General features: G+C 30.5%; 14 protein-coding genes. 9 read left to right on the forward strand and 5 right to left on the reverse strand.

Annotated elements, in window-relative coordinates:
* The first annotated feature begins 21 nt into the window (after positions 1–21).
* Entirely contained in the window at positions 22–438 is a 417-nt protein-coding gene (locus FEF17_RS07935; RefSeq protein WP_139001806.1) for a CBS domain-containing protein, read from the forward strand.
* Here the strand turns inward: FEF17_RS07935 and rpe are convergent.
* The 3 genes from rpe to FEF17_RS07950 form a co-directional block, all read right to left on the reverse strand.
* Positions 435–1097 carry a ribulose-phosphate 3-epimerase gene (gene rpe, locus FEF17_RS07940; protein ID WP_139001807.1) on the reverse strand — a complete coding sequence of 221 codons (663 nt, stop codon included), beginning with the start codon at positions 1095–1097 and terminating at the stop codon, positions 435–437. The genes FEF17_RS07935 and rpe overlap by 4 nt on opposite strands.
* Positions 1098–1240: 143 nt before the next feature.
* Positions 1241–2104: a sigma-70 family RNA polymerase sigma factor gene (locus FEF17_RS07945; RefSeq protein ID WP_019387909.1), complete on the reverse strand. Its 864-nt coding sequence runs from the start codon at positions 2102–2104 to the stop codon at positions 1241–1243.
* A 174-nt stretch (positions 2105–2278) separates the two neighbouring features.
* Positions 2279–3277, reverse strand: coding sequence for a hypothetical protein (locus FEF17_RS07950; protein WP_139001808.1), 999 nt, complete (start codon positions 3275–3277; stop codon positions 2279–2281).
* Between the two features lie 138 nt (positions 3278–3415).
* On the opposite strand from FEF17_RS07950, the gene FEF17_RS07955 reads away from it, so the two are divergent.
* The 7 genes from FEF17_RS07955 (at position 3416) to FEF17_RS07985 (ending at position 9570) form a co-directional block, all read left to right on the forward strand.
* On the forward strand, positions 3416–3691 hold the full coding sequence (locus tag FEF17_RS07955) for a hypothetical protein (protein WP_139001809.1): 276 nt from the start codon (positions 3416–3418) through the stop codon (positions 3689–3691).
* 416 nt (positions 3692–4107) lie between these two features.
* Positions 4108–5244: a helix-turn-helix domain-containing protein gene (locus tag FEF17_RS07960; protein WP_139001810.1), complete on the forward strand. Its 1137-nt coding sequence runs from the start codon at positions 4108–4110 to the stop codon at positions 5242–5244.
* Positions 5245–5497: 253 nt separating this feature from the next.
* Positions 5498–6130, forward strand: coding sequence for a DUF6134 family protein (locus FEF17_RS07965; RefSeq protein ID WP_139001811.1), 633 nt, complete (start codon positions 5498–5500; stop codon positions 6128–6130).
* Positions 6127–6804 carry a CPBP family intramembrane glutamic endopeptidase gene (locus FEF17_RS07970; protein ID WP_139001812.1) on the forward strand — a complete coding sequence of 226 codons (678 nt, stop codon included), beginning with the start codon at positions 6127–6129 and terminating at the stop codon, positions 6802–6804. Before FEF17_RS07965 ends, FEF17_RS07970 begins: the two co-directional genes overlap by 4 nt.
* Positions 6801–7787 carry an NAD-dependent epimerase/dehydratase family protein gene (locus FEF17_RS07975; RefSeq protein WP_139001813.1) on the forward strand — a complete coding sequence of 329 codons (987 nt, stop codon included), beginning with the start codon at positions 6801–6803 and terminating at the stop codon, positions 7785–7787. Before FEF17_RS07970 ends, FEF17_RS07975 begins: the two co-directional genes overlap by 4 nt.
* On the forward strand, positions 7784–8554 hold the full coding sequence (locus FEF17_RS07980) for an SDR family NAD(P)-dependent oxidoreductase (RefSeq protein ID WP_139001814.1): 771 nt from the start codon (positions 7784–7786) through the stop codon (positions 8552–8554). Before FEF17_RS07975 ends, FEF17_RS07980 begins: the two co-directional genes overlap by 4 nt.
* Before the next feature lie 53 nt (positions 8555–8607).
* Entirely contained in the window at positions 8608–9570 is a 963-nt protein-coding gene (locus FEF17_RS07985) for an NAD-dependent epimerase/dehydratase family protein (RefSeq protein ID WP_139001815.1), read from the forward strand.
* 60 nt (positions 9571–9630) lie between these two features.
* On the opposite strand, the gene FEF17_RS07990 is transcribed toward FEF17_RS07985, so the two are convergent.
* Both FEF17_RS07990 and FEF17_RS07995 read right to left on the reverse strand, forming a co-directional pair.
* Positions 9631–9942 carry a hypothetical protein gene (locus FEF17_RS07990; protein ID WP_139001816.1) on the reverse strand — a complete coding sequence of 104 codons (312 nt, stop codon included), beginning with the start codon at positions 9940–9942 and terminating at the stop codon, positions 9631–9633.
* 26 nt (positions 9943–9968) lie between these two features.
* Complete coding sequence (locus tag FEF17_RS07995) at positions 9969–10937, reverse strand: sodium-dependent bicarbonate transport family permease (protein ID WP_139001817.1); 969 nt, start codon at positions 10935–10937, stop codon at positions 9969–9971.
* 293 nt (positions 10938–11230) lie between these two features.
* On the opposite strand from FEF17_RS07995, the gene FEF17_RS08000 reads away from it, so the two are divergent.
* Positions 11231–12154: a LysR family transcriptional regulator gene (locus tag FEF17_RS08000; RefSeq protein ID WP_139001818.1), complete on the forward strand. Its 924-nt coding sequence runs from the start codon at positions 11231–11233 to the stop codon at positions 12152–12154.
* Positions 12155–12245 lie beyond the last annotated feature (91 nt).

Raw genomic sequence — 12245 nt, forward strand, 5'->3', positions numbered from 1 at the left:
TATATTTTAAATTTTAAGGTTATGAAAAGTAGAGTTCCAGTTTCAGAAATAATGACAAAAAACATTATTGCATTAGATAGGTCTGATGATTTAATTAGAGCAGAACAGCTCTTTAAAAGATATAAGATAAGACACCTACCCGTAGTGCGAGAAGAACAAATAATTGGTATGTTGAGTTATACAGATTTACTTAAAATTAGTTTCGCAGATGCCACGGATGATGACTTAGATATTGAATCTGTAGTCTACAATATGTATTCTATAGAACAGGTTATGACTAAAGATTTAGTTTCTGTAACAAGTAAAACAGCCATAAGTGAGGTAGCAGAGATTTTAGCAGAAAAAGAGTTTCATGCCTTGCCAGTTGTAGATGATTCTATATTAGTTGGAATAGTAACAACAACCGATTTAATAAAATATTTACTTGAACAATATTAAGAGTTGGCTAAAGCCTTTAAATCTTTTATGGTGTTATGCTGGTTGCTACTTTTAAAAACGTAACTTCCTGCGACTAAAACATCTGCGCCAGCATTGACTAATTCAAGAGCATTTTTATTAGTTACCCCACCATCAATTTCAATTTTTGTTGATGCTCCTTTTCGATTTATTAATTCTTTTAGTTGGCTTACCTTATTGTATGTGTTTTCAATAAAACTTTGTCCACCAAATCCAGGATTTACACTCATTAAGCAAACCAAATCAATATTGTTAATAGTATCTTCTAAAACATTGATGTTAGTATGTGGGTTTAGAGCAACGCCAGCTTTCATGTCTTCAGCTTTTATAGCTTGAAGGGTTCTATGTAAATGTGTACAAGCCTCAAAATGAACTGTTAAAATATCACTACCTAATTGAGAAAATGTTTTAATGTATCTGTCGGGGTCAACAATCATTAAATGCACATCAATGGTCTTTTTTGCATGTTTGGTAATGGCTTGTAAAACAGGCATTCCAAATGAAATATTCGGAACAAAAACACCATCCATGATATCAATGTGAAACCAATCTGCATCACTGTTATTAACCATTTCAACGTCTCGCTGAAGGTTAGCAAAGTCTGCTGCTAAAATTGAAGGTGCTATTAGTTTTGAACTCATTTGATGGATATTATTTTATGGTTTGAGCAAAAATACTATAAAAAAGTAAACCCCCGGTAATCAGCCGGGGGTTCTTTCATCAATCAAAAAACGAACAGTTATGTGTAACTGTTTGTTGCGGTAATTTAGTTGTAATTATATTACTATCCTAAATATGTTTTCAATATTTTACTTCTAGACGTATGTTTTAATCTACGAATAGCCTTTTCTTTTATTTGTCTTACACGCTCACGAGTTAAATCGAAAGTCTCACCAATTTCTTCTAATGTCATTGGGTGTTGGTTCCCCAAGCCAAAGTATAATCGAATAACATCTGCCTCACGGGGTGTTAAAGTTTCTAGAGCACGTTCAATTTCAGTACGTAAAGATTCGTGTAATAATTCTTTATCTGGATTTGGTGACTCACCGCTATTTAGTACATCGTATAAATTAGAGTCTTCCCCTTCAACTAAAGGCGCATCCATACTAACATGACGTCCAGAATTTTTCATGGATTCCTTAACGTCATTAATAGTCATATCCAACTCTTTAGCTATTTCTTCTGCAGAAGGCGGACGTTCGTGACTTTGCTCTAAAAAAGCAAAAGTTTTATTGATTTTATTAATAGAACCAATTTTGTTTAAAGGTAAACGTACAATACGCGATTGTTCTGCTAACGCTTGAAGAATCGATTGACGAATCCACCAAACGGCATAAGAGATAAACTTAAATCCACGAGTCTCATCAAAACGTTGAGCAGCTTTAATAAGCCCTAGGTTTCCTTCGTTTATTAAATCTGGTAACGTTAAACCTTGGTTTTGGTATTGCTTGGCTACCGATACAACAAATCGTAAATTAGCTTTGGTTAACTTTTCTAAAGCTATTTGATCTCCAGCTTTAATACGTTGTGCTAATTCTACTTCCTCGTCTGCAGTAATTAAGTCAACTTTTCCAATTTCTTGCAGGTATTTATCTAACGAAGCAGTTTCTCTATTGGTTACCTGCTTCGTAATTTTGAGTTGTCTCATGTATTATATCGTTATTTTAGAGGGATTGCAATTCTTATTCAATGGTTATACGTTTAAATGTCAAAAAATGTTACAAAAACTTTGAAATAATTTTTTATACACTCTTTTTTTAGACCCTAGAGTATTTGAATTGTCACAATTTAGACCGCGCGAAGTGGCTAACTATTTCTTTATCTATAGGAAAGACATTTTATCTTCCATGTTTATACGCTCTTGGGCAATGTAAATTTTTTGATGTACTTTTTTAAAAAATAACGTTCTATCTCTTTCACCTGAGGTTGCCAACAGTTTTGAGTTAGACATTTGTTTTTGCAAAAATTCATACATCATTTCGCATGTATTCTGATTTTCAATTTTAAAATAATTTAATACTGTAAATGGTGTGAAAAATACTTTGCCAAATGGGGTTATAATCATAGGTGTGTTAGTCAACATATGTAAATCACATTTGTATAGTAAAAATTTATTACTACTACCATGACTTTCAATGCTTTGGTTAATTGTTTGTTCCTCAATGTGTTTTATTACCTCATGTATGTCATCACAAATAAGTAAAGCCAAGTCTTTAGATACTAATCCAGCTTCAAAATAGTAAAGTACTTGCTGCAAAGTGCCATTAATTGTGTTATCGCTCCATAACTCTGTTATATCAATATTTTTATATATTTCACCTAATTGAAAAGCGCTTTTTAAAAGGGATTCAGGAATAGTACTTATCCAATCATCAAAAGAAATTTTGCTTTTGGCCATGTCAATATTCAAATCTTTCAACCAGACATACATTTTATATCTTGTTAAATAAGAATCTGTTAGGGTGTGAAAAACAGGGACGTCTTTAGCTGAGTAAATAATTGAAGCACCTTTAAGCTTCGTTAAAGGGTAGGTGTTGTTGTAAGATTGTTTTAACCATGATTCTAGTCCATCCGTATCATGAATAGTTGGGGACAATTCCGCTATAATAGAGTTTTGGTTACCAACTTCAAATAGTTTATTTAGTGAAATATTATAATGTTTTGCAAGTTTTACACTTTCTTCAAGTGATAAATTCGTTTTTAAATTTATACGTCTATAAGCGGCATCGTAACCAATATCTAATACATCTGCCATTTCATCTACAAAAGACGTATTGTCTTTTGATTTCTCTTTTAAGAGTTTAATGAACTGATTTTGCATTTTTTCAAAAATTCCAAGTAGGAAAGTGGGTGGTTTTGTGAAAAATAAGAAAATTAAATTGTTTTTTAAACAATTTAGTCAAATGATTATCAATTAATACAAAGTAAGTTTGTACTATAATCTTTTAATAATCTAGCCATGAAAGCTAATATTACAACAAATTCTCCCTTAATATTGTTTTGGTCTGTTCCTAGTATTTCTATGGTAAGGGAATATAAGGCTAAATGTGAATTACTAAGTAAGGCTATCGCTAATCTCAAATCTGTTGAAATTTTAACTTATGATAATAAGCTTATAAAGCTTGAACATATTATAATCGATTCAGGAAAATTCTTTGGAATGGAAAATATCAAAGGAGAGCTTAAAAAACTATTGCTGAATGTTAACAAGATTAAAGAAATAATAATACTTTAAATTGATCGCAATGAGAACTGTTAGAAATATAAAAAGTAATCCATTTAAAAATCTTGTATTAAGCATTATTGATAACTATCTATATTATGTTGTAATTAAAAAATCCTATAAGCAACAATTGGAACAAAAAATGTTGTCATCAGAAACTCAGAATTTTAATTTTCGAGTAGCCTCATAAGTGATTCGGAATACTTTTGTTAAACTTTAGTAAACTCGTCCATTCTTTTTGTCTTATTTCAATGTTAAGTGCAACTTAAAAGCAGTGTATAACATTCTATTAAAAATACCACCCTTTTTTGTTATCTTCGTTTTAGACATAAAAATCTTACGATATGAAGGATAATTAACTTTCCCAAATTCGAATAGCTCTTTTAAATTGTAAGAAACTTATTTTAATTTTTTAAGTTGACTTAATTATGGACTTCGTTTCCATTATTGACTTTTTATTAATGGCTGGGGTTTTACAAGGTTTCGGATTTAACCTTGTAACCATTTTTGTTAAAAAGAGATTCGATAAAACCATTATCTTTTTAAACTTAACTGTCTTATTTATTTCATTAAACAATCTTCAAAGGTGGCTTATAGATAATGATTATTCGTCTGATTTGTTTCTGTTGGAAAATTTGATGATTCCTTGGTATTTGTTTATTGCGCCAATGTTTTATGCATTTACAATTCACTTTATTAAAGTTCAGGATCGTGTAAATGACTTTGTTAGGTTTACAATTGTGCTTTTTATTGTTGAAATAATTATAAGGCTGTGTTTAATTTCTCATGTTTATTATCAAGTTCCTAATAGGGACATATCAATAATAGAAAATTACACGACTTTTGAAGATATCTTCAACTTGGTATACGGTATTTTGTTTTTTGCGAATTCGTGTATTCTTATATTCCGAAAACACCACTTATTGCAATATATTTTAGCTTATGATGACTTAAATTGGATAAAATGGTTTATTCGCTTTGGTGGTTTGGTCATGCTTTTATGGGCAGTTGCTGTGATAGTTAAAAGTTTAACAGGTGATGAGTTTGTGTACTTATTTTTACGATTTAGTTCGTCAATACTGCTCTATTGGATAGGATATCAAGGATTCTATAAATATAATGTGGTAAGGGATCGTATTTATTTAAGAAGTTCTATTGAAACGAATAGTGTTTTAATTACGCCAAATAATTATGAGAAGCCATCCACAAAATCTGATGATTTCTTTAATGAAAAACATCAAAATGACTTTGAAAACGTGAAAAATCATGTTATTGGAAATAAACTTTATTTGGATCCTTTGCTAAGCATGGAGACTTTGGCCAGCGACCTTGGGATGAGCAAAAGTTATTTCTCAAAACTGATAAATTCTTATAGTACCTATAACTTTTCAGATTTTATTAATTCGCTTAGGGTAGAACAAGCTAAAAAGTTTTTGTCCAGTAATGAATTTAATGAATATACCATTGTAGCTATTGGTTTAGAATGTGGTTTCAATTCTAAATCTACCTTTTATTCTGCCTTTAAAAAATTCACTTCAGAGACACCAACATCCTACAGAAATTAAGATTCTTCTGATATATATCATTGTGACTTCATAGATATGTAATTAAATTTAGTATTAATTCTTAAATTTAGAATTATTAGAATCCAATATTATCGTTGGACATCCGGATTTTCATAAATAAGAATATCTTGGACATTAAAACATTTTAAACCTAATAGTTTTATGATTGAAAGAATTAATTATAAAACTATTAGTTATGTTACCTATCCTTATTTTATATCTCTTTAAAAAGATCAAAAGTAATACTGTTATATTGAGTATTAAGGAAGAGTTAAAAACGGCTGTATTGAAGGTAAAAACTTTTTTATTCATTCTAGCAGTATTAATTTCATTCTCCTTTGCTAAGGTCAATAGTAAAGTTATTACCTATCATGTTATTAAAAATAATGTACTAATAGGTACAATTGAAATCAATAAAAGAGTTATTAATGATTCTGTTATTTATTTATCCGAAAGTCATATAAAAGTCAAGTTTTTATTAAAATTTAATGTAGTTGCTAAAGAAAAGTCAGTCTATAAAGATGGCGTATTGGTCTATTCTTCCATATTCAGAACTCTTAATAAAAAGACAAAAACAGATAATAAGATTGTTTTAGATAATGGGCAATACAAACTTCAATCTACAGGTAATTCAACAGCCTTAGGTTTTAACCGTATCAAACAGAATCTTATCACCTTATATTTTGAAGAACCTAATGGAGCTGGCTATGTTTTTTGTGACAACTTAGGGACTATGTCAAAAATAACACCATTAGGCGATAGCAGATATAAAGTAGAATTTTCCAATGGAGCATATAATGTGTTTCATTATAAAAATGGGCAATGCGTCAAAATTGATGCTGTAAACAAACTATTTAATGTAACTCTAATTCCAGTAGTAATATGAATAATTCAGAGATTATATGGACTCTTATAGGAATTATATTTTCCACCTATTTTATAGTGAGTTTTGTGTTTAATAAGTTGGGAATTCAAAATTTACATAAGGCATTAATATCTGCCAATGGATTACGTCTATTAAATTTAAAACATCTTTTAGGTATCGTCCTTTTTGGAGTATTTAGTTATATAATGATGCCAGAATTTAGGGTTCTTATAGAAACTATTGAAATAGCAAAATTAGTTGTTTTAATAGCATTCTTCTTGATATTGTTTCTTTCTGCTTTCGTCTCTTATTTAAGTATCCAAAAAAGAGAAGAGATTCATAAAGTCCATATAAGCCATTATAGTTTTTCAAACGCCTGGATGTATTTCATTATAAGATTTACATTTCTATTATGTTATGAATTCTTTTTCAGAGGTGTTCTTTTATTCAAGTTTCTTAACGAAACAAGCCTTTTTTTGGCTATTTTTTATAGTACAACCTTTTACGTATTAATTCACATTTTTGATTCAAAAAAAGAAATTATTGGAGCTATACCTTTTGGAATTGTTCTATGCTTATTCACATATTATACAAACAGTGTTTGGTATGCTTTTTTAATTCATCTCGCACTATCATCTGTTTATGAAATTTCGATGTTTTATTATTTAACACTTAAAGACAAAATTATATCATGAAAGTATTTGTAACAGGAGCCACAGGTTATGTTGGCCATCAATTAGCAAAAAAATTGGCAAATCAAAATTATAAAGTGATTGCTCTAGTAAGGAATTTGAATTCAGAGAATATTCCAAAACATGTAAATATTATTCCTGTAAAAGGTGATATATGTAATTATGATTCTATAGAAAAGAGCATTGTAGGCTGTGATTATGTATTTCATACGGCAGCTTATACCAACTTAAAATGTAAAAATATAAATAACTTCTATAGTGCCAATGTTAAGGGAACAGAGAACATTTTGAAAGCTTCTCAAAAACATCATATTAAAAAGGTTATTTATACTAGTACACTTGCTGTTCATGGGCCTTCATATAAAAGCATTGCAATTACCGAAGATCAACCGCGATTAATATCCTATTCAAATGATTATGAGTTAACAAAAGGGGTTTCGGAAGAGTTGGTTTTCTCATATATCAAAAAAGGATTGCCTTGTGCCATTTTAAATGTTACACGAGTATATGGTCCAGGGTTAAAGACTTTTACAAGTGGTGTCAACACACTAATTTCCAAAATTGCGAATAATGATTTTTTGATCGTACCAGCAAAACTAAATGTCACAACAAATTATGTTTTTATTGATGATGTTGTCGATGCTCATATACTAGCAATGAAAAAAGAGATAAGTAACGGGAAATATATTATTGGGGGTGATAATATAAGTTATGAGACCCTTTTTGAAGTCATTAAAAATATTACAAAAAGTAAGATAAAAATTGTTAAGGTTAACTACGGCATTATAAAAACTGGTTTTGCTATCATTAACATAACTAAGAGGTTTTTTGGAATGCCATCAGGAATTACCACAAAAGTTTTAGACTCCCTCTTTGTAAATAGAATTTCATCATCACGAAAGGCGATTAAAGATTTAGATTATCAGGTTACACCCTTAAATAGAGGTCTTTTAACAACTATAAATTACTTAAAATTTGCAGCATGAAAACTTATACTTTAATAACTGGAGCAAGCAAAGGATTCGGAAGAGCACTTGCTTTGGAATGCGCAAAAAAAAACATGAATTTGGTTTTAGTAGCGCTTCCAAATTCTGGATTAGAAGTGTTGAGTGAATTTTTAACAAACAATTTTGGAATTGATGTGTTGTTTTTTGAAATGGATTTAAGTTCAAAAGAAAATTGCATACATTTATATCAGGAAGTCAAAAGGAGAGGGGCCTCAATTAAATATCTAATAAACAATGCAGGTATGTTAAGTAATGGTTTATTTGAAGATATGAACGCGGATTATTTTTTAACCCAGATAAATATTAATGTCTCAACTCCAACTTTATTAACAAAACTATTCATCGATGACTTTAAGGCCTATACCCCATCAGGAATATTGAATGTAAGCAGTATGGCGAGTTTTTTTCATTTGCCAAAAAAACAAGTATACAGTGGTACCAAGGCTTATTTGTTGTCTTTTTCAAAAAGCTTAAGAAAAGAACTCAAGAAATATGGGATTTCTGTTTCTATTGTTTGTCCTGGAGGGATGAATACCACAGCGAGGTTATGCATACAAAATAGAAGATTAGGATGGATATCTAGAAAATCAATTCTTAATCCAGAGGACGCTGCTAAAGAAACTCTACAAGATTTTTTTCGAGGTAAAGAGGTCATTATCCCTGGTTTTATGAATAAAGTTTTTATGTTTTTAGATTCAATACTTCCGGTAGGAATCAAAAATAAACTTACAAGTAATGCTATTTAATAAGGTCTCATTTCAAAAATTCAATATTGTTTTATCCAAATGAGCTTAAAATAATGACTGTTTTAGTTACTGGAGCTAATGGCTTATTAGGGACCAACGTTATAAACGAGCTTTTGAGAAAAGGCTATAAAGTTTATGGGTATTTAAGAAAAAAGTCTTCTTACAAGGGGATAGTTAATGCAAATCTTACATTATTAGAAGGTAATTTGCCTGATGTTAATGGTATATTCCAGGTGCTTGGAGATGTCGATACTATAATTCATTGTGCAGCTATAACTAATCAAAACCTTTTGCAATATTCAGATTATTACGATTTAAACATTAAAAGTGTTAAGCATCTTGTAGATATAGCAATAGAACAAAGTGTCTCAAAATTTATTTATGTAAGCACCTCTAACGTCTTTGGTAATGGAAAAAGCGGGGTTTCGGCAAATGAAAGCTCTAAAATGAGATATCCGTTTTCAGAGTCCTTCTATGCTTTAAGTAAGTTAGAAGCAAGTCGTTATTTGAAAACTAAGGAAAGTCAAATTGAAGTGGTGACCGTTAATCCAACATTTATGATTGGAGCGTATGACACAAAGCCAAGTAGCGGAAGAATTGTTTTAATGGGATTAAAGAATCGAATTGTTTTTTGCCCTCCAGGAGGTAAAAATTTTGTTTGTGTAGAGGATGTGGCTAATGGAATTATAAGTGTTTTAGATAATGCTGTAAACGGAGCGTCTTATATCATAGGCAGCGAGAATTTAAGTTACACTAAGTTTTTTAAGAGACTTCGAGTGCTGTGTAAAAGAACGTTCATAATTGTAAAACTCCCAAGAATAGTGCTATTATTTTTTGGTAGAATAGGAGATACACTTAGGTATTTTGGAGTAAGAACCAATTTGTCGACTGTTAATATGAAGGCTGTTTCAATAAACAACTATTATTCAAATAGAAAAGCTCTAGAGGAATTAAGACTAACTATTAACCCTATAGAAAAGGGAATAGAAGATGCAATAAATTGGTTTAAGAAATAAAAACCCGTCAATCTTGACTCTCAAGGTTAACGGGTTTTTGACTAACTCAAACTAACTATTTTAATCTTCTACTTGAATTGTAATGATACTTTCTATTCTTAATTTCTTTCCTTTTAAACGGGCATCTTTAAAGTAATCTTTAGCATCATGCTTCGCATCGATGAGCTCAATGATTCTACTGTTGTCATATTCGCAAGTATCATTTGCGTTACCTTCAGTGCGAGATAATCTCTGTAACTTGTGAAAGTTAATTTTTACATCCAAAACCGAGTTGATTATATCTCCTGCTTCAGATGGTGTAAAGTGACCATCAATAAGTTTAATTTCTTGATCTAAATTAATTTCTTTGGTTGAAATCGATTGTGTTTCCATAATGTGATTTTTTTAAGTTAAAAATTTTATAAAGTATTTTGAATGATAAACAAGTAAAGTGGCATACCCAGAGTAATATTAAACGGGAATGTAATAGCTAAAGCCATTGGTATGTACAAACTAGGGCTGGCTTTTGGAACTGCGATTTTCATGGCAGCGGGAACCGCAATATAAGACGCACTTGCTCCTAGTATAGCAAATAATAGACGATTACCTACTTCGCTTATAAAAAGACCACTTGCAACTGCAACTATAACACCATTGATAATTGGTATAATTATGGCAAATGTTAAAGCAAATCGTCCTTTTTTAATAAATTCATTAAGTTTTTTACCACTTGTAATTCCCATATCTAATAAGAATACTGCTAGGAATCCTTTAAAAATATCTGTAGTAAATGGCTTAATACCTTCTGCTTGAGCTTCACTGGCTAGAAAACCTATCGCCAAACTCCCAAGAATCAATAAGACACTTCCATTAAACAAAGCATGTTGAATAACTGTTTTCATTGGAATTTCTGATTTACCATTACCACCTTTAAAAAGCATAATTAAGAGTAAGCCTACCATAATTGAAGGAGCTTCCATTAAAGCCATTACAGCTACCATGTGCCCACTAAAGGCAATTTGCTCTATTTCTAAAAATGAAATAGCGGTAACAAAAGTTACAGCACTTACAGATCCGTAGGCAGCAGCTATCGCACCAGCATTTTCAATGCTAAACTTGCGTCTTAGTATGAAATATCCATATACCGGAACAGCTACTGCTAAGAAAATACCAAACAATAAAGACCAAAGAATCTCCATGTCAAATTCACTATGCGCCAATTCTTGTCCACCTTTAAAACCAATGGCAAGTAACAAGTAAAGTGATATGAATTTTGAAGAATTTTCTGGGATATGTAAGTCACTTTTTAGCTGCACTGCAATGACGCCCAAAAAGAAGAACAATAATGCAGGATTAGTTAAGTTGTCTATAAGTAAATGTAAATCCATTTAAAATTCTTTAGTTTTTCCGTTTAGTTTGGTTGCTAAGGATTATGAAACCTATTATTAATCCACATACAGTCAATTCTTTTAAAAAAAGGTTGTTGCTTTTTATTGATAGAATTATAAAAATGAGGTAAGTAGAAATCAAAATGGCATCATTAAAAATCCTTGGCTTTTCTTGCAACTTTCTTAAACTGGTGTAAAATGCTTTTTTCATTGAATTTATTTTTTTGCAAAGTTTAATACTTTTGTTGATATATTTTTATTTATATTTATTATGAAAAACATAAATTATATTTATGAATTATACTTTACATCAACTAGAGGTCTTTTTAAAAATTGTCGAATTACAGAGTGTTACTAAGGCCTCTGAAGCCTTATATCTGACGCAACCTGCTGTTTCAATTCAATTAAAAAATTTTCAGGAACAATTTAAAATCCCACTATTTGAAGTAGTGGGAAGGCGTATTTATATAACCGAGTTTGGGGAAGAAGTAGCTCAGGCTGCTCAAAAAATCTTGGACGAGGTTAAAGCAATAAATTATAAAGCACTTACATATCAAGGAGAACTTGCAGGGAAATTAAAAATAGCTATTGTATCCACAGCTAAGTATGTGATGCCTTATTTTATATCAGATTTTATAAATGAAAATAGAGGGATTGATTTAGTAATGGATGTAACTAACAAGGCTGAGGTTATACGTGCTTTAGAGAATAATGAGGTTGACTTTGCCATGGTTTCAACAATTCCAAAGAAATTGAAAATTAATAAAATTGAACTGATGAAGAATCAGTTGTTTATGGTAGGAGGGAAGGATTATAAAATGAAAGGAAAGTACTTGTCTAAATCCGAATTTCAAAAACTACCTTTAATTTATAGAGAGCAAGGTTCTGCAACACGACTTGCGATGGAAAATTTTATAGACTCTAAAAAGATTTCAACCTATAAAAAAATGGAGCTAACTTCTAATGAAGCATTAAAACAAGCTGTGATTTCTGGACTTGGCTTTTCAATTATGCCATTAATAGGGATTAAAAATGCGTTAGCTATCGGAGAATTACAAGTAATTCCTGTAAGAGGCCTTCCTATTATTACAAATTGGAATTTAATATGGTTGAGTTCAAAAAACATGTCTAATATTGGCAAAAGTTTAATAGAGCATGTTAATGAAAATAAAGATGCCGTAATCGAGAAACATTTTACTTGGCTTAAACGGCATTAAAGATCATTGTTATTTCTTTTTTGATATAATGAAAAAATTACTTTCTAAATTTTGTTCAAAGGATTTTATGACTTCCTAGCTTTTTATTTTA

The sequence above is a fragment of the Hyunsoonleella aestuarii genome, assembly GCF_006148925.1.
Taxonomy (GTDB): Bacteria; Bacteroidota; Bacteroidia; order Flavobacteriales; family Flavobacteriaceae; genus Algibacter_D; species Algibacter_D aestuarii.